Source organism: Paraburkholderia sp. BL27I4N3 (assembly GCF_003386115.1).
Classification (GTDB): Bacteria; Pseudomonadota; Gammaproteobacteria; order Burkholderiales; family Burkholderiaceae; genus Paraburkholderia.
Window position 1 is genome coordinate 6,597,790 of record NZ_QREJ01000001.1, and the last position, 20,075, is coordinate 6,617,864.

The window sequence follows — 20,075 nt, forward strand, 5'->3', positions numbered from 1 at the left end:
GCCACACCGACTACTCTCGGCACACCCATCAAACAGAACGTCGTTCTATCTAGTAGAACGACGTTGACGAGAGACACCGAAGGAGGAATTCCATGTCAAGCCTGCCGATCGACGACGCGTCAGGCGCGTCGCCCCACTCAAGCGCCGACGCGCCGGCGCTCGCGCCCGGCGTCAACGCGCGCATCGACCGCCTGCCCGCGACGCGCGCGGTGTGGATGCTGGTGTTCCTGCTGTCGATCGGCGGCTGGTTCGAGTTCTACGATTTGTTCTTCACCGCGTACGTCGGGCCCGGCCTCGTCAAAAGCGGGGTTTACTCGACGACCACCGCGTCGTTCTTCGGCGTGTCCGGCCTTGGCGCGTTCGTGGCGGCTTCATTTGCCGGGCTCTTCATCGGCACGTTTTTTCTGGCGGGCATGGCCGACCGCTACGGCCGCAAGACTGTGTTCACCGTGTCGTTGCTGTGGTACTCCGCCGCGACGCTGATCATGGCGCTGCAAAGCACGGCGCCCGCCATCAATCTGTGGCGCCTGATCGCCGGCATCGGCGTGGGCGTCGAACTGGTGACAATCGACACTTACGTCAGCGAACTCGTGCCTAAACATTTGCGCGGACGTGCGTTTGCATTCGTGCATCTGGTGCAGTACACCGCGGTGCCGTCGGTCGCGTTTCTCGCGTGGTGGCTGGTGCCGCTCACGCCGTTCGGACTCGACGGCTGGCGCTGGGTTGTGATCATCGGCGCGTTGGGCGCGGTGGTGGTGTGGGCGATTCGCCGACGCCTGCCGGAAAGTCCGCGCTGGCTCGCGCAACAGGGCCGCGCCGCCGAAGCCGAGCAGGTGCTGCGGGCGCTGGAAGCGAAAGTCGCCGCGCAATACGGCAAGCCGCTGCCGCCCGCCGTGCCGACCGTCGAACCGGCGACCACCAAGGCCGCCTTCCGCGAAATCTGGCAACCGCCGTATCGCAAACGCGCAATCACGATGCTCGTCTTCAATCTGTTCCAGGCAATCGGCTTTTACGGCTTCGCCTCGTGGGTGCCGACGCTGCTCGTCTCCAAAGGCGTGACGATTACACACAGTCTGCTGTACTCGTTCGTGATCGCGGTGTCGAATCCGTTCGGACCGCTGATCGGCATGGCGATCGCGGACCGCATCGAACGGAAGACGTTGATTGTGCTGTCGGCACTCGGCATTGCCGTGTTCGGCAGCCTGTTCGCAACGCAAACCTCGCCTGCCATGCTGATGACGCTCGGCGTGATGATCACGCTGAGCGGCACGCTGCTCTCGGTCGGCTATCACGCGTACCAGACCGAACTCTTCCCGACGCGTTTGCGGGCGCGGGCTGTCGGCTTCGTCTACTCGATGTCGCGTCTGTCGGCCATGTTCTCCGGCTTCATGATCGCGTTCGCGCTGCGTCACTTCGGCGTAAGCGGTGTGTTCGCGTTGATCAGCGCGTCGATGGTGATGGTGATGGGCGCGATCGGTATCTTCGGGCCGCGGACCAACCATCGCAATCTCGACGAGATTTCACATTGAAGGCATTGAACGCATTGCATCGCATTCTGAACAAGAGGTTTTGAACATGACGCTGCCGTTGGCTGGAATCCGCGTACTGGACTTATCGAATGTATTGGCCGGGCCGTTTTGCGCGTATCAACTCGCGTTGCTCGGCGCCGAAGTGATCAAGGTCGAGCATCCGGAAGGCGGCGATCTGGCGCGGCGCCTGGGCGCCGACAAGGAGGCGTCGGCGCGCAACATGGGCGCCTCGTTCGTCGCCGTGAACGCGGGCAAGCAATCCGTCACGCTCAATCTGAAAGACCCGCGCGGCAAGGCGATTCTGCGCGATCTCGTGAAAACCGCGGACGTGCTGGTGGAAAATTTCCGGCCCGGCGTGATGACGCGTCTCGGCCTCGATTTCGACGCGCTGCGCGAGGTCAATCCGAAGCTCGTGTATTGCGCGATCTCCGGCTTCGGCATGGACGGCGAGTTTTCGAAACGCCCTGCTTACGATCAGATCATTCAGGGCGTTTCCGGCGTGATGAGCGTGACCGGCGATGCCGACAGCGCCCCGTTGCGCGTCGGCTATCCGGTGTCGGACACGGTGGGTGGCCTCACGGCGGCGTTCGGCATTTGCGCCGCGCTGCTCGACGCGCGCACCACGGGACATGGCCGCATGCTCGACGTATCCATGCTCGAAGCCACGCTCGCGACGATGGGTTGGGTCGTCTCGAACTTCCTGAACGCCGGCGTCACGCCGACGCCGATGGGCAACGAGAACTTCACCGCCGCGCCCTCGGGCACCTTCAAAACCGGCGACGGCCCGCTCAATATCGCCGCTAACGAAAACAAACAGTTCGCGAGCTTGTGTCAGTTGATCGACCGAGCGGATCTGCTCGACGATCCGCGTTTTTCCGAGCGCAACGCGCGCAAGTTGAATCGCGCCGCGTTGAAAGCGGAAATCGAAGCGGCACTCGCGCGTGACAGCGCCGCGAACTGGGAGGCCCGTTTCTTCGAAGCCGGCGTGCCGGCCGGCCGCGTGATGTCGGTGCCGGAGATTCTCGCGCATCCGCATCTGGAGTCGCGCGGCTTCATCCGCGAATTTGCCGCCGATGCCAATACGGATCGTCAGCGCGTGACTCGCGCGGGCTTTCGTCTGCACGATGCTGACACGGCGCCGAGCACGCCAGCGCCGGTTCTCTCGGCCCACACACATGAACAGCTCGCCGCACTCGGTTACGACGACGCACACATCGATCAACTACGCGCCGAAGGAGTGATCTGAACATGACGCATGCACTCGACGCAGCGAAGCTCGCTGCCGACTATTGGAGCACCTCGATCATCGACATTCACCCAGGCTCGATCAACGTGCGCGGCTTCCCGATTCAGGAGTTGATCGGCAACATCAGCTTTCCGCAAATGATCTGGCTGATGCTGCGCGGCGAATTGCCCGACACCGAGCAGGCGCGTTTGTTCGAAGCGGCGTTGGTGTCGTCGGTGGATCATGGGCCGCATGCGCCCTCGATTGCGATCTCGCGGATGGCGACCAGTTGCGGTTTGCCGCTAAACGGCGCGATGGCCTCCGCGATTAACGCGTTGGACGACGTGCACGGCGGCGCCGGTCAACAGGCGGTCGAACTGTATGACTCGATCGATGCGCGCATACAGGCGGGCGCCGTGTTGGAAGACGCCGTAGTACAAGGTGTGGATACGTTCATCGCGGCGCACGGCAAATATCTGCCCGGCTTCGGGCATCGCTTTCATCCGGTCGATCCGCGCGCGCCGCGGCTTCTTGCGCTGGTCGACGAGAACGTGCGTACTGAGCGCATCAGCGGACGCTATGCCGCGATTGCGCGCGGCATCGAAGCGCTGCTGATGAGCCGCAAGAGCAAGCCCGTGCCGATGAACATCGACGGCGCCACCGCTGTGATCTATGCCGAACTCGGCTTTGCGCCGGAACTGGCGCGCGGCGTGTTCTGCCTGTCGCGCGCGGTCGGCATTCTGTCGCATGCATGGGAACAGCGCGGCCGCAAGGAGCGCAACAAAGGTCCGATGCCGCGCCAGATGGCCTACACGTACACCGGCAAGCCCGAGCGGCATTTGCCTTGAGCCGTCCGCGTTGAACCGATCACCCTGAACTACTTGTCCTGAACTTCGGCCGCACGCCGCTGCGCATTGCGCATGGCACGCGAATCGCCGCCCAGGGCATCAGTGGCGCGCGCGGCGCAATCGAATAGCGCGCCAAGATTGCGTTCGAGGAATGCCTGATCGATACGCGAGCTCGGACCGGCCAGCGTCAGCACGCCACGCAGGCTCTGGCGCACGCCGAATACCGGCATGGAAATACCCGCCGTCTCCCGGTCGCGTTCGCCAATTGACACACAGTAGAAGTCGTCGCGAATCTTCTCGTACGGTGCGCCCGGCATGCCACCGAAGGCGAGCAATGCAAGGCCGCCCGAACCGCTTTCCAGCGGCAGCACGTCGCCTTCGCGCACGTGAAAACGCACCGCGTGCTTCGAATCCACCCGATGCAAACACACACGCACCGCTTCGTCACGCACATAGAACGACACGCTTTCGCCGCTGGTTTCCGCGAGATCGCGCATGAGCGGCACGACAATATCGCCGAGGTTCAGGCTGCGCTGGTATAGCGCGCCCAGCATGAAGGTGGCGGACCCGAGCTGATAGCGGCCGTCGTCGAGACGCAGCAGCAAGCGGTGCTGGATCAGCGAGCCCGCGAGCCGCAACAACGTGCTCTTGTAAAGCCCCGTGCGCGCCGCCAGTTCGGCGAGCGTGAGCGCGTCGTCGTCTGGCCGGAACGCGAACAGGATGGCGCAAGCACGATCGATGACGGCCACACCTTCGCTTTCCTTCGTGTTCGATTTGTCCGCAGGCGTTGGCATGGATGGCATGACTTCATAGGGAAGCGGAAATTTTACGCCATGAAGCGGGGCTGTCATACCCGCCACAGGCGCTTTGGCGCTGATTCCGCGCGGAATGCCGAACTCGAGCGGCCACCGCTGCGCAAACGCCGGCCGGATGCATCACGTTGCATCTTGAGACGATCGCGCGATTTGTTGAGCGCTCCCAGCATTCAGCGTTTGGCCGCCGCCTTTTACAGTACGTCATCGATCGCGCAGAGCCGGAACAACGGCGCGCGACGCAACTTTCGGAGGATCGGTGATGAACAGCAATCGTGGCACGATTCCAGTTGCTTTCTTCGGGATCGCGGTGGGCGTGTTGGCGTTCGCCAATTTGTGGCGCGTGGCGATCAGGCTCTGGCACCTGCCCACGGTGATAGGCGACGTGATGACGGTAGCCGCGCTCGTCGTGTGGCTCGTGATTCTGGCGGCCTACGGGCAAAAATGGCTAACGCATGCCGACAAAGCGCGAGCGGAAATGCAGCATCCGGTGCAATCGTCGTTTGCGGCGCTCGCTCCTATTTCGAGCCTGCTCGCGGCCCAGCTTCTGCAGCCTTACGCGCATACATTGGCGCTCGCGCTGTTCGGCGTCGCCGTAGTCGCGCAACTCGCGCTCGGAGCGTATTTGCATGGACGGCTCTGGCAAGGCGGCCGCAAGCCCGAACTGGTGACGCCCGCCATCTATCTGCCGACCGTGGGCGCGAGCTTCGTGGCGGGCACGGCTTCGGCCGCGTTCGGCTTTCACCAACTGGGCGAACTCTTTTTCGGAGCAGGTTTGCTGTCCTGGCTCGCGATCGAATCGCTGATCCTGCACCGCGCCGCCGTGCATGAACCGCTGCCCGACGCATTGCGCCCGGTGCTCGGCATCCAGCTCGCACCGCCGGTCGTCGGGGGCGTGACCTATCTGAGTCTGAGCAGCGGTACTCCTGACCTGTTCGCCACGATTCTGCTCGGTTATGGCTTGTACCAGGCTCTGCTGCTCCTGCGTTTGCTGCCGTGGATTCGCCAACAGGCCTTCGCGCCGGCTTACTGGGCCTTCAGCTTCGGCGTCGCCGCATTGCCGACGATGGCGCTCCGGATGGTCGAACGAGGTGCGACGGGTCCGGTCGAATACGCCGCTCCGGTTCTGTTCATCGCGGCGAATGTGATCATCGCGATTCTGGCGGGGAAGACGTTGGGCTTGCTAGCGCGCGGCAAGCTGATTCCCGCCACTGCGGGTACAAGTGCCCTGCCGGCACCGCAGGCATCCGCCGATTCACGCATTGCACGGGTCGGTTGAAGCGCCCGAACTGCGTCAGCGAGACGAGGCGCGTCCCGTCTCGCCGAAGCGCATCAACGCAACGCCATCACGATCAGCACCGCGCCGACGATCGCCACCGCGTCTTCGATCAACGCGGCCGGCTGGTCCCGCCCAAAGGCACGCGCCAACGCGCCGCGGACTCTCGCGCCGCCCAGGGTGCCGATCACGGCGCCGATCAATCCCGCGATCAGGCCGTTCCCCACTCCGCCAATGCGCCGCGCCGATCGCCGCGCCGCTCAAGCCGCCAAGCACGAGACGCGCGCCGAATTGCATCGGCACGGTACGGCTAGGGGTTTTCGGCAGTTGATCGGTGATCAGTTCGACGATGGCCAGCACCGTGAAGATATACGGCGTGGCGGTAAAGCCGAGGAAGGCCAGCGGCGTGTCTTGCAACGGCAACCAGCCCAGATGCGCCGCCCAACTGACCGCGGCGGGCGCGGTCATCGCGCGAAGACCCGCCACGACGCCGATCAGCAATGCCAGCACATAGACAGACATAGGGGACTCCGAATCAAGGCAGCGATGCGTGGTTGATCAAGCCGACGGCTTACCTGGACGAACGTCGGCAGAAGGTGTCGAGCATTTCCATGGACAGTCAACTTCTCACCGCATCCATCGAGGCCGATTCGCTGTTGGCTCCTTTCGGTGTGGCCCTAGTGTCGCACACTTCGATCGGCGCTTCGTCCTCGCATCGCGTTGCGTGGAACGCGTGTGTGCCTGTCCCCGCCGGGATCAGATAGACGCCACCACCAAGGCGCCCACATCCGCGATCGCCGCATTGCTGCGCGCCGCTTTGCCATCCGTTTCGGTGAGGTACACGGTCACCAGCACCGGACCGCGTCCAGGCGGCCAGAGAATCGCTACGTCGTTGGCCGTGCCGTGATCGCCGGTGCCGGTCTTGTCGCCCACGCCCCAATCCTTCGGCAGCTTGGCGCGAATCCGCGCGCCGCCGGTCTCGTTAGCGGCGAGCCACGCCAACAGTTGCGCCCGCGACGATGACGACAGCCGCTCGCCGAGCAGCAGCTCGCGCAGATTGCCGAGCATGGCGTTGGGCGTGGTGGTGTCGCGCAGATCGCCGGGAGTCCCTTCGTTCAGCATCGGCTCGATGCGATCCAGCCGCGTGACGCCGTCACCGAGACTGCGAGCGAACGCGGTCAAGCCCGTCGGGCCGCCAAACGTGGCCAGCAACAGATTCGCCGCGGTGTTGTCGCTGAGCGTGATCGCCGCCTTGCACAGTTCGGCGATGCTCATGCCCGCATTGCCGGTCAGTTCGCGCGTGTGCTTGCTCGTGGCCGGCGAATTGGACACCACGTCGCTCTGTGAAAACACCACGCGCCGCTGCAAGTCTTCCTCGCCACGATCCGTACGCGCCAATACAGCGCCCGCCACCAGCATCTTGAAGGTGCTGCACATGGGAAAGCGCTCGTCGGTCCGCAAGCCGGCGTGCAAGCCGGACATCGTATCGACGATCGACACCCCCAGCCGGCCGCCGCTCGCCGCTTCGATTTCAACGAGCCGCCGGCGGACCGCATCCGCCTTCGCCAACTCGGCCCCTTGCTCCGCCGTGCCCGTTTTCACCACTTTGCCGGATACCTTGCCAAGCGCGCCCGCACTGCCAACCGCAAGCCCAGCTATCGAAACACCCAGCATCGCACCCGCGAACTTCCGTCTCGTGATCATCGCCGCTCCTTTGTGAAGCCGCCACTATCGGTTTTCCGCCGGTCGCTGACAAACGATGATAAGTTAGCCTACTCCCAAGAAAATCTTATGCCTTCGCCATGAGACCGTACCTTCCGTTGAACGCGCTGCGCGCCTTCGAATCGTCCGCGCGGCATCTGAGCTTCACGCGCGCGGCACTCGAACTGAACGTCACCCAGGCCGCCGTCAGCCAGCAGGTCAGAACCCTGGAGGAGCGGCTTGGCACCACGCTGTTCAAGCGTCTGCCGCGCGGCCTCGCCATGACCGACGAGGGCCTCGCGCTGCGTCCGGTGCTGACCGATGCATTCGATCGCATCGAAGCGGTGCTCAAACAATTCGAAGGCGGCCACTTTCACGAGGTCCTGACGGTGGGCGTGGTGGGCACCTTCGCGGTCGGCTGGCTGATGCCGCGCCTCAAGTCGTTCCGCGACGCGCATCCGTTCGTCGAACTGCGGCTGCTGACCAACAACAACCTGGTCGATCTCGCCACCGAAGGCCTCGACTTGGCGATCCGTTTCGGCGACGGCACGTGGCCCGGTTCGCTCGCGACGCGCCTGCTCGACGCACCGCTCGCGCTGCTGTGCACACCGGAGATCGCCGCGCGCCTGTCGAAGCCGGAGGATCTCGTCGACGAAACCTTGCTGCGCTCCTATCGCACCGATGACTGGATGAGCTGGTTCAGCGCCGCGGGCATTCCGCCTCGGCCGATTCGCGGACCGGTGTTCGATTCGTCGCGGCTGATGGTGGAAGCGGCGATGCAGGGCGCGGGTATCGCGCTCGCGCCCGCGCTGATGTTCGATCACGAGATCAACACAGGCCGGCTGGTGCGCCCGTTCGACGTGGAGGTTCATGCCGGCAGTTACTGGCTGACATGGCTGAAGGGCAAAACCATGACACCGGCGATGCTGCTGTTCAATCAATGGATCATCAAGGAAGCGTCTGCGCAGACGTAGAACTAGGCAGCCAGCAATGCGCGGCGATGTCCGTTCATGGCAGGCCGTTCGGCTTGCGGCGGAAACACATTCCACGAGCCGTCGTCGTGACGGAAGAAGAAGATCGACAGCATGCCACCCGGACGCAAGGCCTCCACGCATACATAGCGCTGATGTTGCGACGCACGGTGGCAGAACTGCACGACGCGTGCGGGCATCGACGGGGTCGGGGCAAGCCATTTGTCTACGGCCCAATGCAAGGTCTTTTCCGCTGCGGCCATGATGTTCTCCTTGAATCCTTGAACGGTTGAATTACTGAAACGAGTCGTTGAAGTTCGACGCTGTCGGTTCACGCCAACTGAGCGGCGCCGTGAACGCCCTTCGCGCTGCTTTCCACAAAGGCCTTCACGAGGCACACCAGCGCATGCATGCCGGTACGCGGATGGCGCAGGCAGCAATGCACTTGTTCGCTACGGCTTTCGCCAATCAGGCACCATGCGCAGAAGTGCTCGCAGTTGTTCGTTAGCAGCCGATAATGGTTTTCGCCGAGACGGGAGCGTGCGCGGCGTACGGCTTCGTCGCCGACGTAGCGGGCGGATGGGGTCGGACGAATCGTCAACGGATGGCCGGCGGCGAAGCGTTCCAGTTCTACTTCTTCAACCGGGCCGCGATGCGCTGAACCCGCGAAGCCCGAGTAATGAACCACGCGTCCATTGCCCACATAAATGCCGTGGTGCTCGTAACCGCGACGTTGCGTGACGAGATGCGCGCCGATCGGCAGGTCGATGGTGGACGCGGCGTCGCAGCGGTCTGCACTGTGTTCGCTGCTGGTTTGGTTCGTGTTCATGGCTGTCTCGCTTCGATTCCAACACTGTTGCGAGATCTTTCGCATCATCCGGGCCATGTGCGCGAAAGCCTTCATTTAAAGGGCTTCGCGGGAAATGGCGGGATTCTGGAAGCGACGAGTGTGCGTTGCGGCCCGACAGAAATCCCGCCGAAGTGTCGGCGAGCGGCGCTCATTTTTAGCGCTGTAGATGGGGAAAGTACTTCGGGTTGAAGAGGTGTGACGAACAGCAGAAATGTGTTGGGTCGCGCATCGGTTCGAGTGCGGGCATGTTGGCTGCCAGCCGACCGATGAATTCATGCGCGTCCATGCACTGCATAAGCAGACGCTCGGAATCGCCCGGCAATCAAGGCGCTACGACAAAGCGCACGAATCATTCGCAAATTGGCATAGCACTTGCACTATAACGGCCAGATACATCTTAACCGCGCGTCACCGCGCGCGTTACACACGCGGCCAACCGGAGAAACGACATGGCTTCTATTACAGTGAGCGACCTCTCGCTGAACCTCGCGCTAGACCGTAAAGCGATGGCGGCGATCCGCGGCGGCGGCGGCGCCCCGTGGGTGTACGGCTGGATTCAGCCCTACGTGCGCGATACGCCGAGCATTGGACCCGTCGTGAACCTGTACGACGTCACCAACAACTTCTATGCTAACCAGATGATCAACACGTTCCAGTCGGTCGATGTACGCAACACCGGCGCGAACTCGAACATCCGTGTCTCTCCCGACGCACGCAGCACAAACGACATGGTGTAAACGTTGTGACCTGTGCGAGCCAATTTCGCTGGACGTCGTCCGCGCGTTCCGACGCCGGATGCGTCCGCGAAATCAACGAAGATTCGTGCCTCGACCAGTCCGCGCTCGGACGCTGGGCCGTCGCCGACGGCATGGGCGGACACGCGGTCGGCGATCTGGCGAGCCGTCTGGTGATCGACGCGCTCAGCGGGCTGACGCCGCCCGTCAGCATGAAATCCTTCGTCGCCGATGCGCGCGCGCGCCTGCAAACCGCCAATCGCCAATTGCGGGAAGAAGCCGCGCGCCGCCAGGTGCAGCGTATCGGCAGCACGGTCGTCGTGCTGCTCGCCTGTGATCGCTTCTGCGGCTACATCTGGGCCGGCGACAGCCGCCTGTACCTGCTGCGCGAAAACAGCCTGCGGCAACTCACGCGCGACCACAGTCAGGTGGAAGCGCTGAAGTCGCTTGGCGTGCTTACCGAGGAAGAGGCGCGGCATCATCCGGCGCAACACATGATCACGCGCGCCGTCGGCGCCACCGATCTGCTCGAACTCGACGACGATGCGATCGAGGTCGCGGACGGCGATGTCTTCCTTCTCTGCAGCGACGGCCTGAGCAACGAAGTCAGCGAAGAGGACATGCTCGCTGTGCTGAGCAATGCGGCAAGCGCGAACGCGTCTGAAGAACTCGTCGACATGGCGCTCGCGCGTGGCGGCCGCGACAACATCACCGCCGTGGTCGTGCGCGCCGAAGACCCCAATGCGGCCGACAAAACGCTGCTCAACCCGGCGCCATGAACCTATTGGCGTGACGCCGCGGCCTCAGGTCTCGTTGTCTTCATCGTCGCGGTCTTCAGCGCCGTTCTTGTTCGCGGCCGACTGATTACGATTGCGAAAATCCTTCGAATGCAAGCCGTGTTTCTTCAGAAGCATTTGCAGATGCGAACGGTTCATGTCGATACGACGGGCCAGTTCCGCGACGGTGCCGCTCACTTCGCGAAGGCCGCGCTCAAGGAAGGCTTTTTCGGCGTCGTCGCTGGCGGCGCGTTTCGCGTCGCTCAGCGACATCAGGTTCGCCACGCTGATCGGCTCCTGCCCGCTTGCGGTCGCGGCGTTGGACGCCGCCGCCGACCCGGGCGCCGCCGGCCGCATATCCACAGGCAAATGATCGACGTCGGCCATATCGCCGGCCAGGCACGACACGCGATACATCACGTTGCGCAACTCGCGGATATTGCCTGGATACGCATAGTTCAGCAGAAAGTCCCGCAAACGCGGCGTCAATCGCACGGGCCTGCGCTTTAACGTGCCGGCGGCTTCGTCGCCGAACCACGAAATCAGCAACGGAATTTCGTCGCGACGCTCGCGCAGCGGCGGCAACGTCACATGAATCACGCTAAGCCGGTAGAACAGATCCTCGCGGAATTTGCCCTCTTCGCTGAGCTGCCGCAGATTGCGATTGGTCGCCGCGACGATGCGTGTGTCCACCGCAATCGTTTCATCGGACCCGACGCGTTGAATCTCATGCGCTTCCAGCACGCGCAGCAGCTTCACCTGGCCGGCAAGCGGCAATTCGCCGATTTCGTCGAGAAAGATCGTACCCGTATGCGCGCTTTCGAATTTGCCCTTGCGGTCGTTCGAAGCGCCCGTGAACGCGCCCTTGCGATGCCCGAACAATTCCGACTCCAGCAGGTTGTCAGGAATCGCGCCGCAGTTCACGGAAATGAAGGGTTTGTCGGAACGCGAACCGTTGGCGTGAATCACCTTTGCCATCAGCTCCTTGCCGGTGCCGCTTTCGCCGTCGATCAATACCGGTAAATCAGTCGGCGCGGCTTTCTCGGCGATTTCAAGCGATTCGAGCAGGCGTGGATTGTCGCCGAACGTCCCCTCAAATATGAAACTGCGTTCGAGCAACGCCTTGCGACGCGCACCACGCGACAGGTCGGCGCGCTCCTGCGGCTCCGCGGCCACCGCCGCCTGCACGAAGCGCTCCTTGTGCGAAAGCTGCATCACCTCGTCGCGCAGCGAGGTGGCTTGCCGGAGCAGCTTGTCGATGTCCGCGCGCTCCAGCCGCGACGACCAGCGCAGTGTCGAGCGTAGAATCTCGATCCGCTCGATCAGGCCTGCGTAAGAAATCGCGGGGCTGGCCTCTTCAATCTGGTCGAGTATCTTCATCATCACGCACTCAACTGTTTCTGTACCAGTTGGTAATACATGCCGCCGCGCTGGATCAGCTCATCGTGGCGCCCCTGTTCGACAATCGCCCCTTCATACAGCACGAGAATCTTGTCGGCACGCATGATCGTGCTGAGCCGGTGCGCGATGATCACCGCCGTGCGGCCCTTCAGAATGTCGTGCATATTGCCGAGGATATTGCTCTCCGATTGCGAGTCCAGTGCCGAGGTCGCTTCGTCGAATACGAGCAGACGCGGGTCGTGATACAGCGCCCGCGCAATGCACAGCCGCTGGATCTGCCCGCCCGACAAGCCGATGCCGCGCTCGCCGACAATCTGCTCATAGCCGAGCGGCATCTTGCTGATGAATCCGTGCGCGTCGGCCATCTTCGCGACCTCCTCGATGCGGCGCCGGTCGGGCGCGTCGTCGCCGCTCGCGATGTTCTCGGAAATCGTGCCGGAGAACAGCAGATTGCTCTGCATCACATAGCCGATCTGCGCACGGTAATAGGCTTTATCGACCACGCCGAGATCGTAGCCGTCGATCGTCATCTTGCCTTCAGTCGGCGTATAGAAGCCGACCAGCAATTTGGCGAGCGTGGTCTTGCCCGACCCGCTGCGTCCGACAATCGCCACCAGTTCGCCGGGCTTGATATCGAAGCTGATGTTTTCGAGCACGTATGCCGAGTCGTTTTCGCCATAACGGAAATAGACGCCGCTGAGGCTGATCTCGCCTTGCAGTTCGGGCAACATCACGCGCGACGGCAAATCCTGAGGCTTCTGCTCGGGTTCGATATCGAGCACATCGCCCAGGCGCTCCATCGCCACGCCCGCGTCGTTCAACATGCTCCATAAACCGACCAGGCCCATGAGCGGACCGAGCACGCTCCCCATGAATGCATTGAACGCGATCAACTGACCAATCGTCATTTCACGCGCCAGCACGAGATTCGCGCCGACCCACAGAATCGCGATCGTCGTCGCGGCGTTCAGCAACTGACTGCCGAGTCCCACGAGAATGTTGAACGCGTGCGCGCGATATTGCACTTCGAGCGCCTTCGCGTATTTCTTCTCCCAGCGCAAGCGCACCGGCCGCTCGATACCCATGCCCTTGATGGTTTCCACGCCGGCGAGCGCTTCCATCAGAAACGACTTCGATTCGGTCGACGCGGTGAACACTTCGCGCGCATAGCCTTTGATCTTCGGCGTGGCGATCGCGGTCAGGGCCATGATCGGAATGACGAAAGCAATCAGCACCAGCGTCATCTTCACGTTGTACACGAACATGATCGTGAAGTAGATGAAGACCATCAGCAGGTTCAACGCGGTAGTGACAGTGGACTCGGTGAGGAATGCACGGATCGTCTGGTTCTCCTGAAAGCGCGCGAAAATGTCACCGGTTTTGCGCTTGGCGAAAAACGAGAACGGCAGTGACATGGTGTGCTTGAAGAACTGCGACATCATCGCGAAGTCCATGTTGCGCACCATGAAGTTCGCCAGATACGCGCGAATCGACGACATCAATTGCGAAAAGACATTGGCGATGATCAGGCCGCCGATCAGCAGATGCAGCAGGCTGACATTCTGATGCACGATCACGCCGTCGAGAATGTTCTGGATAATCAGCGGCGGAATCACGCCCAATACCTGAATCACGAAAGTGGCGAGAAACAGGTGGCCGAGAATCTTCTTGTACGGCTTGAGGTAGCCGACAAAGCGAATCCACGGCGAGCGCGCGGCGGACATCTGCAGCAGATGCGGTCCGCCGGTAAACAGCAGGCAGGTGCCGCTCCAGCCGCGCTCGAAATCTTCGACCGTCATTTTCTTGAAGCCGACCGCCGGATCCGCGACCCACACGTAATCCTTGGAGAGCCCGTACACCACGACGTAGTGATAGCCCTCCCAGTGGACGATGAACGGCAGATCGAAACCGCGCAACGAATCGAATGTGCATTGCACGCCGCGCGCTGTAAAGCCGAGCGATTCGCCGGCGCGCGCCAGACTGTCGAGCGTCGCGCCCTGGGTCGTGACGTTGGCGAGCTCGCGCAATTTGCCAAGCGTCATTGGAATACTGTAGTGGCGGCATACCATCGCAAGGCACGCCGCACCGCAATCCATTTCTTCCGCCTGCTCGACCAGCGCGAAGCGTTTGATAACTTTCTCGCCGAACTCGGGCTTGCTTTGCAAATCGAGCATCAGCGGCAGCTTGCGCCGCTGCTCGACCCGCTTTTGCCGCTGCAATTCACGGTCGCCGTAGCGAATCCGCTCGTCGAGCACTTCGCGCAGTTTCGGATTGCGTTCGAGAATGAAGTGAACCGTACGCTCTGGAATCACCAGCAGCCGCGTATCGGTCGTCGCGACCACCGACGCCATCTGCTCCTGGCGCATCAAACACGCTTTTTCGCCGAATATCTCGCCCTCTCCGAGCGTGGCGAGCGTGTAGTCATGCCCCTCCTCGTGCCGCACGATACGCACTTCGCCATGGCGCACCACGTAAAGGCGCCGGTCCTCGCGTCCGTCCTGCTTGAGGATTTCCTTGCCCGCGGCCACCCGTTTCACGCCGACGCTGCGCACATACTCTTCGAGTTCGGCCTTGTTCAGTTTGCCGCGCAGATCGAATAACTGCGCGACGAAACCGCCCGCCGAATTGATCGCCACATAGCTGGCAACGAACGCCAACGCGGCCTGATTGCCCGCGATCACAGGCTCGATCGCGGCGCGCGGAATGAACAGCAACTCGGTTTTCGCCGACGACCGCACCGACGCTTCGTGGACATAGGTGCGCAACATCGCGATATCGGCGAAGATCTCGCCCGACTTGCGCACCCCCATGCTGGTTTCCTTACCGTGCTCCTCAGTAAATATCCGCACGGAACCCGAACGAATCACATACAGCCCGTCAGCCGTCTCGCCCGCTGAGCAAACCGTTTCTCCGAACGAATAGAAGCGCGCTTGCGCATATTCGGCAAGACGCTCGATCTCGTCGCGCGAAAACGGCGAAAAAATTTCCACCGAGGTGAGAAACTCGGCTGCGGAGGGCGCGGTCTGGGGTGCATCCATGTGCTTACGGACCTCGAATCGGCGTGTCGCGGTGTTGTTTCAATACGGCGCGTGGTCTCGGACGGGCTAGCGCGCTTCGATCACGTGCTCCTGGGCGCGTGAGATCAACCAGCTTTCGCGCAGCAGGCGCCGGACTTCGGAGGCCACGTCGGCGTCGAGCGTCGCCGGATATTTGGCCGTCACGGCGAAAATCTCGAAGCACGAACGATCCGCCGACGGAAACGGTCCCAGCAGATCGCCCACAGCCGCGTTGAAAATCTTCGCTTCGATATCGGGCTTCAACGAGCCGCGCAGCACCTTGCCGATCACGCCGCCCGCCTCGCGCGTATCCGCGATGGAATGCTCGCGCGCCATGTCGGCGAAACTGTCGGGATCGTCGTGCAGGTACGAAATCATTTCTTTCGCCTTGCCCTCGCTGTCCAGCACGATGTGGCTCACCTCGATCGCGTCGAACTTCGGCGAATTGAGCGCGAAGTAATCCTTGATCGCGGCCTCGTTACCGATCTCGTCGAGCATCTTCTCCTGATACAACCCGTCCGTAATGAAGACCTCGAATTCGTCGAGACTGACATTCAGGGCGTCGAGATACTGATTCATATCCGTCGCGCGATGCAGGCCGCGCACGCGGCGGAACTGATCGGCGCGTTGCTGGATTTCATCGGCGGTCACGGTAATGCCCTGCTTCTTCGCTGCGTGAACCGTGAGCTTGTCGCGCACGATCTGCTCGATCAGGCTCTCGAACTGGCCGGTCAGTTTCAGAAGACGAATGAACTCGGCCACGTCCACGACTTCGTCATCGATTCGCACTATCGCGGTCATCTCTTCCGCTCCTTTAATTGACGTGTGATCCGTGCGGTCATCCCGCCACCTGCCTGAACGGATCGAGACCCAGATCGATCAGGCGCCGTTCGCGCACCACGATCTCAGCGCTTGCCGTCATGCCGTAGCGCAACGGATAGCGCGTGTCGGCAATCTGGTAGTAATTTTTGTCGAGCGTGACGCGGCCTTCGTAGACCGGCTGCTTGTCCGTCGCCGACGGCTTGGTGGCCGGCGAAATATAGGCCAGCGTGCCGCTGATCAGCCCGTAGCGTTGATACGGGAAAGCGTTGAATTTCAGTTTGACGGGCAAGCCCTCGTGCAGAAACGCACGATCGTGTTCGGCAATTTCGATCTTCAGCACGGGCCGTGCGTCTTTGGGCGCAATGCCACCAAGCGGCGCGTTTGCCTGAATCTTGTCGCCACGCTGGGTCGACGTCACGTCCGTGATGACACCCGAAACCGGCGCGAGAATCAGCAGGAAATTGTCTTTGTCGATGTTCTCGAAGCGAATCCGCGCAGCCGCTTCGGACACCAACCGTGCGCTTTGCAGTTGCAGGCGCAACTTGTCTTCAGCGTCGGTAATGTCGCGCACCGCCGAATCGTATTGAAGCTGCAGGTCGGTGGTCTGCTGGCCGCTGGTTTCCAGTTGCGCGTTCGCCTGCGTGTATTCGTGGCTCAAGCGGAAATCCAGCTCCGCGAGTTTCGATTGGGCGACACGGTACGCGTTGTCCGCCTCCATTGCCGCCGTGCGTTTTTGCTCCACCTGCAATTCGGCAATGCCGCCGCCACCCGGCTGCGCGAAGAGCCGCGAGTAGCGGTCCAGTTCCTGGCGCGCCGCTTCGCGCGTGCGCCGGGCGTTGTCGAGCATGCTGCGCGCCTCGTCGAGTTCGGCCTTCTGTCCCTCCGCTAGTTTGGTCGTGCCTTCGGAGACGCGCGTCTCGTGCTGGCGGGCCTCCACTTCCATCTGCGTTTTGAGCGCGGCGGCCTTACGCTCCATGAGCGCTTTCTTCTCGGGGAACTGCTTCCAGTCGCGCTCGGCGTCTTCCAGTTTGAGCTGTGCTTGCAATGCATTGCTGGCGGCCTCGATTGCGCCGCGCGCATTCAGGCGCGCCAGCACATCGCCTTTCTGCACCGGCTGCCCTTCGGCGATATACAGATCGGCGAGTTCGCCGTCGATCGGCGCATAGATGCGGCGCACCTCCGATTCCGGCGACAAGGTGCCTTGCGCGCTGACGATCACGTCGGCCCGCCCCACGAACGACCACAACAGCCCGACCACGACCAGCGCGACCATCGCCCAGATCAGCGCGCGCGCGAGCCGCACCGGCTCCGCCATCAGGATCGCGATGCCCTCGACGCTGTGATCTTCCAGCGCCTCCGACAACGGCCTAGGGTGATTGTCGCGTTTCACTCTGCTCGCCTCCGATCAATGCCAGCTTCGCTTTCAGAAGGCCCGGGTCTAGCACCATGCGCAACTCCGTTAGCGACCGGCGCTGCAAATTCGCTTCGGCTTCGATGTCCGCCAGCAGACGGTCGAAGTCGGCCGGATGATCCGCCTTCAGTTGCGTGTAGATACGCATGCCCTGTTGCGCCGACGTTTGCGCATCCGAAAGCAGACGCGCTTCACTGCGAAATCCCGGTGAAATGCCGGCTTCGAGCCGCTGCGTACCGCCGATCGATCCGCCCGCGCGATACTGCTTCCACAGGCTCTGGGCGCGCAGCAGCAGATCTTGCGCACGCGCGAGCGCTTTGTCATGCAAGGCGGCGACGTCTTTCTGGATCGACTGCAGGAACCACACGTCCGTTGCCGGATCGAGGCTGGCGTAGAACGACAGCAGACGCTGGTCGTAATCCTTGTCGCCGCGCGTCTTCTGCAACTGTGCGTAGTGTTCGAGCAATGCCTTCTTGTGCGCCAGTTCCGCCGCGAGCACGTCGGACCACGGCCCTGCGGGCATGGCCTGCAGACCGGCGAGTGCCTGTTGCGCGTCGCCGCGTTGCCAGGCCGCCGTCACCGCATCGTGGCGAGCAATCACGTCCGGCGAAGGCAAACGGCTCGCCGCCAGCTGTTGAAACTGCGCCTGAAACGGCGGCGTGCTGAAGCGCGCCGTTTTCAACATCGCGAGCAACGGCACCAGTTGCCGGCTCAGCGCGGCGTTCAACAAATCGGTGTATCGGCGCAAATCCTGACGCACCCGATCGATGCCCGCGAGACGCGGGTAACGCTGCGCGTAATCGTCGAGCACGGGCGGCAGCGCGTCGGGCTTATCGCGCGCCAGTTCGGTGCGGATCGTCCCATTCAGACGGTCGATGGCGGCGAGATACACCGAATCGTCGCTTTCCAGTTTGCGCAGATGGCTCAGCGCCTGCGCATAGGGATCGGCGAACACGGGCACGTAGGAGGCGATGCGGTCGAGCGCGCGCTGGTGGCTCTTCGCGTCGTCTTCCCAGCGTTGCAGCAGGTTGTTGATCGTGCCCTCGTCCGCGTACATGCGAATCGGCGCGTCCATGCCGCCGCGCGCCGCGACGAAACGCTCCAGATCGCCTACCCATTGCAATTCGTTGATCAGCGACGCGGCGTCCGCGTTATTCGCGCTCAATGAACGCATTTCCGTGAGCAACGCGTCGGCCTGATCGAACTGCGCCTTTTGTAGCGCATTCAGCCAACTAGGGAGCTTCGCCTTCAACAACGCTTCGCTCGCGAGCGCGCTGACTTTAGTGTCGGTGGGATGGCTCGCCAGATAGCCCGACGCCGCCGTGACCGCGCTCGTGTAATCGCCGTTCGCCAGCAGATTCTTCAACTCGCGCTCCGAGGAACCGCGCATATACAGCGTGGTTCCAATCGCCGCCAACACCACGACGCCCACGCCGCCCCATGTCGCCATGCGCCGTACGCTCGCGCGATCGTCGATCGCAAACGCCTTGCCGAGTTCGCCCGCGAGCAAGCGCCAACGGCGCGGCCGGCCCTTCGCGGCAGCCGCGTTGGCAGCGCCATGCGCACCGTTGGTTCCGTTCGTGCCGGTCGCCGCTTTTGCCGAGCCGGTGGGCGTGTCGCGCTTCGCATGCGCGGACGCGGGCTGTGCCGCCTCGTTGACTTCATCTTCACGTTGGAGGCCAGGGTCGACGCAAAAGATATCGAGGAATGAATGCGCGGCGCCGACGAAAGTGGTCTTGTCGGGATCCACCGCTTCGTCGGCGGCCGGATTGACGAATAGTTGTGTCACGGTGGGCTCGACTTCAGGGGGTTTCTGCAGCGTCACCCTGTAGACGAAGTGGTCTCCGCCAAATGCAACGAGGTCTCCTTCGACCAGCGGCAGCGCGGATTCATCCAGCCGCTTTCCACCGACAAATGTGCCGTTGGTACTACCGAGATCCTCGACGTAGAGCTCGCCGCCCTTCCGAAAGATGTGCGCGTGACGGCGTGAGATGTAGTTGACCTGATGCGGATAGCGGTCCTTGTAGCGCGCAAAGACGTCGTCTGTTTTACTGACGAGAAACGGGAATGCCTGCACCTCGATAGGTTGCAGGCCGAGATCGTCGCGCTGCGGCACCAGCAGCAATCCCGGCGCGGCGGAAGGACTGGCGGCCGCCACGATACGCGCGCGCGGTTCGATGCTCACGCGGTAGCAGAGTTCGCCACCAAAGCACAGTTCGTCGCCGGCGCGCAGACGCGCCGGAGTCTGCCGCACCGCCACGCCGTTCACCGTCGTGCCGTTCTTGCTGCCGAGGTCGGCGACGTAGATCGCGCCGTGTTCCGTGAAAACCCGCGCATGACGGCGCGACAGGCGCGCAATCCGTTCGGCGGGATAATCGGTAAAAGGTGCTTCGCTGCGCCCGATTGCAAACAGGTTGTCGACGATACGAATCGCGTCGAGCGCGGGACGTTGCGCGGACGCGACCGGCGACAGCACCACGTTGAACGCGGCGTCTTCTGTCGCGCGCATCTCAGCAATCGGAGCTTCGCCGGCGGCCATTTTATCTGGATCACTAAGCGTTTACCCGTTGCGGCGAGAGCGCAACGGAAACGGGACGAAGGACTACGGCGAAAAGACATTGTTCACGTGAGCCGTGCAAAAGCCGACTCCTTAATGATTGTAA

The 20,075-nt window shown here is 62.5% G+C and carries 17 protein-coding genes; 7 read left to right on the forward strand and 10 right to left on the reverse strand.

The genetic code is table 11. The annotated features are described in order from the left end of the window. The first annotated feature begins 92 nt into the window (after positions 1–92). From B0G71_RS29960 to B0G71_RS29970, 3 genes are read left to right on the forward strand one after another with little or no spacing between them, the layout of a single operon-like run. Positions 93–1,529 carry an MFS transporter gene (locus B0G71_RS29960; protein ID WP_116146323.1) on the forward strand — a complete coding sequence of 479 codons (1,437 nt, stop codon included), beginning with the start codon at positions 93–95 and terminating at the stop codon, positions 1,527–1,529. A gap of 46 nt (positions 1,530–1,575) precedes the next feature. Further along, entirely contained in the window at positions 1,576–2,775 is a 1,200-nt protein-coding gene (locus B0G71_RS29965; protein WP_116146324.1) for a CaiB/BaiF CoA-transferase family protein, read from the forward strand. 2 nt (positions 2,776–2,777) lie between these two features. Further along, a complete protein-coding gene (locus B0G71_RS29970; RefSeq protein WP_116146326.1) occupies positions 2,778–3,602 on the forward strand; it encodes a citryl-CoA lyase in 825 nt (274 codons plus the stop codon). 29 nt (positions 3,603–3,631) lie between these two features. Here the strand turns inward: B0G71_RS29970 and B0G71_RS29975 are convergent, their stop codons facing one another. Further along, positions 3,632–4,396 (reverse strand): IclR family transcriptional regulator, encoded by a 765-nt coding sequence (locus B0G71_RS29975; RefSeq protein ID WP_116146327.1) that lies wholly within the window; start codon positions 4,394–4,396, stop codon positions 3,632–3,634. Between the two features lie 280 nt (positions 4,397–4,676). On the opposite strand from B0G71_RS29975, the gene tehA reads away from it, so the two are divergent. Next, complete coding sequence (gene tehA, locus B0G71_RS29980) at positions 4,677–5,693, forward strand: dicarboxylate transporter/tellurite-resistance protein TehA (protein WP_116146329.1); 1,017 nt, start codon at positions 4,677–4,679, stop codon at positions 5,691–5,693. 15 nt (positions 5,694–5,708) lie between these two features. Here the strand turns inward: tehA and B0G71_RS29985 are convergent, their stop codons facing one another. Both B0G71_RS29985 and bla read right to left on the reverse strand, forming a co-directional pair. Beyond that, entirely contained in the window at positions 5,709–6,212 is a 504-nt protein-coding gene (locus tag B0G71_RS29985) for a hypothetical protein (protein WP_258875694.1), read from the reverse strand. Positions 6,213–6,446: 234 nt separating this feature from the next. Beyond that, the gene (bla, locus tag B0G71_RS29990; protein WP_116146330.1) at positions 6,447–7,394 is read right to left on the reverse strand and encodes a class A beta-lactamase; all 948 of its coding nucleotides are present in this window, start codon (positions 7,392–7,394) and stop codon (positions 6,447–6,449) included. Between the two features lie 98 nt (positions 7,395–7,492). Here bla and B0G71_RS29995 point away from each other — a divergent pair, with 98 nt between their 5' ends. After that, complete coding sequence (locus B0G71_RS29995; RefSeq protein WP_116146332.1) at positions 7,493–8,365, forward strand: LysR substrate-binding domain-containing protein; 873 nt, start codon at positions 7,493–7,495, stop codon at positions 8,363–8,365. Between the two features lie 2 nt (positions 8,366–8,367). Here B0G71_RS29995 and B0G71_RS30000 read toward each other — a convergent pair whose 3' ends face one another. Both B0G71_RS30000 and B0G71_RS30005 read right to left on the reverse strand, forming a co-directional pair. Continuing rightward, positions 8,368–8,625 (reverse strand): hypothetical protein, encoded by a 258-nt coding sequence (locus B0G71_RS30000; RefSeq protein WP_012425909.1) that lies wholly within the window; start codon positions 8,623–8,625, stop codon positions 8,368–8,370. A 68-nt stretch (positions 8,626–8,693) separates the two neighbouring features. Beyond that, on the reverse strand, positions 8,694–9,191 hold the full coding sequence (locus tag B0G71_RS30005) for a lecithin retinol acyltransferase family protein (RefSeq protein ID WP_116146333.1): 498 nt from the start codon (positions 9,189–9,191) through the stop codon (positions 8,694–8,696). 470 nt (positions 9,192–9,661) lie between these two features. Here B0G71_RS30005 and B0G71_RS30010 point away from each other — a divergent pair, with 470 nt between their 5' ends. Both B0G71_RS30010 and B0G71_RS30015 read left to right on the forward strand, forming a co-directional pair. After that, positions 9,662–9,949: a hypothetical protein gene (locus tag B0G71_RS30010; RefSeq protein WP_116122949.1), complete on the forward strand. Its 288-nt coding sequence runs from the start codon at positions 9,662–9,664 to the stop codon at positions 9,947–9,949. Between the two features lie 5 nt (positions 9,950–9,954). Then, the gene (locus B0G71_RS30015) at positions 9,955–10,725 is read left to right on the forward strand and encodes a PP2C family serine/threonine-protein phosphatase (protein ID WP_116146335.1); all 771 of its coding nucleotides are present in this window, start codon (positions 9,955–9,957) and stop codon (positions 10,723–10,725) included. A 24-nt stretch (positions 10,726–10,749) separates the two neighbouring features. Here the strand turns inward: B0G71_RS30015 and B0G71_RS30020 are convergent, their stop codons facing one another. The 5 genes from B0G71_RS30020 to B0G71_RS30040 all read right to left on the reverse strand — a co-directional run bounded on the left by B0G71_RS30020 (position 10,750) and on the right by B0G71_RS30040 (position 19,951). Then, a complete protein-coding gene (locus B0G71_RS30020) occupies positions 10,750–12,105 on the reverse strand; it encodes a sigma-54-dependent Fis family transcriptional regulator (protein WP_116146336.1) in 1,356 nt (451 codons plus the stop codon). Next, entirely contained in the window at positions 12,105–15,161 is a 3,057-nt protein-coding gene (locus tag B0G71_RS30025; RefSeq protein ID WP_106278792.1) for a peptidase domain-containing ABC transporter, read from the reverse strand. The genes B0G71_RS30020 and B0G71_RS30025 overlap by 1 nt, the downstream gene beginning before the upstream one ends. Before the next feature lie 66 nt (positions 15,162–15,227). Then, positions 15,228–15,980, reverse strand: coding sequence for a peptidylprolyl isomerase (locus B0G71_RS30030; RefSeq protein WP_106278795.1), 753 nt, complete (start codon positions 15,978–15,980; stop codon positions 15,228–15,230). Positions 15,981–16,017: 37 nt separating this feature from the next. Further along, positions 16,018–17,391 carry an HlyD family efflux transporter periplasmic adaptor subunit gene (locus tag B0G71_RS30035; RefSeq protein WP_116146338.1) on the reverse strand — a complete coding sequence of 458 codons (1,374 nt, stop codon included), beginning with the start codon at positions 17,389–17,391 and terminating at the stop codon, positions 16,018–16,020. Beyond that, on the reverse strand, positions 17,369–19,951 hold the full coding sequence (locus tag B0G71_RS30040) for an FHA domain-containing protein (RefSeq protein ID WP_116146339.1): 2,583 nt from the start codon (positions 19,949–19,951) through the stop codon (positions 17,369–17,371). The genes B0G71_RS30035 and B0G71_RS30040 overlap by 23 nt, the downstream gene beginning before the upstream one ends. Positions 19,952–20,075: the final 124 nt, after the last annotated feature.

What these genes read in the sequence shown, in the direction of transcription:
- B0G71_RS29960 (WP_116146323.1), top strand. Translation starts at nt 93, where the DNA reads ATGTCAAGCCTGCCGATCGACGACGCGTCAGGCGCGTCGCCCCACTCA.
- B0G71_RS29965 (WP_116146324.1), top strand. Translation starts at nt 1,576, where the DNA reads ATGACGCTGCCGTTGGCTGGAATCCGCGTACTGGACTTATCGAATGTA.
- B0G71_RS29970 (WP_116146326.1), top strand. Translation starts at nt 2,778, where the DNA reads ATGACGCATGCACTCGACGCAGCGAAGCTCGCTGCCGACTATTGGAGC.
- B0G71_RS29975 (WP_116146327.1), bottom strand. Translation starts at nt 4,396, where the DNA reads ATGCCAACGCCTGCGGACAAATCGAACACGAAGGAAAGCGAAGGTGTG.
- tehA (WP_116146329.1), top strand. Translation starts at nt 4,677, where the DNA reads ATGAACAGCAATCGTGGCACGATTCCAGTTGCTTTCTTCGGGATCGCG.
- B0G71_RS29985 (WP_258875694.1), bottom strand. Translation starts at nt 6,212, where the DNA reads ATGTCTGTCTATGTGCTGGCATTGCTGATCGGCGTCGTGGCGGGTCTT.
- bla (WP_116146330.1), bottom strand. Translation starts at nt 7,394, where the DNA reads ATGATCACGAGACGGAAGTTCGCGGGTGCGATGCTGGGTGTTTCGATA.
- B0G71_RS29995 (WP_116146332.1), top strand. Translation starts at nt 7,493, where the DNA reads ATGAGACCGTACCTTCCGTTGAACGCGCTGCGCGCCTTCGAATCGTCC.
- B0G71_RS30000 (WP_012425909.1), bottom strand. Translation starts at nt 8,625, where the DNA reads ATGGCCGCAGCGGAAAAGACCTTGCATTGGGCCGTAGACAAATGGCTT.
- B0G71_RS30005 (WP_116146333.1), bottom strand. Translation starts at nt 9,191, where the DNA reads ATGAACACGAACCAAACCAGCAGCGAACACAGTGCAGACCGCTGCGAC.
- B0G71_RS30010 (WP_116122949.1), top strand. Translation starts at nt 9,662, where the DNA reads ATGGCTTCTATTACAGTGAGCGACCTCTCGCTGAACCTCGCGCTAGAC.
- B0G71_RS30020 (WP_116146336.1), bottom strand. Translation starts at nt 12,105, where the DNA reads ATGATGAAGATACTCGACCAGATTGAAGAGGCCAGCCCCGCGATTTCT.
- B0G71_RS30025 (WP_106278792.1), bottom strand. Translation starts at nt 15,161, where the DNA reads ATGGATGCACCCCAGACCGCGCCCTCCGCAGCCGAGTTTCTCACCTCG.
- B0G71_RS30030 (WP_106278795.1), bottom strand. Translation starts at nt 15,980, where the DNA reads ATGACCGCGATAGTGCGAATCGATGACGAAGTCGTGGACGTGGCCGAG.
- B0G71_RS30040 (WP_116146339.1), bottom strand. Translation starts at nt 19,951, where the DNA reads ATGGCCGCCGGCGAAGCTCCGATTGCTGAGATGCGCGCGACAGAAGAC.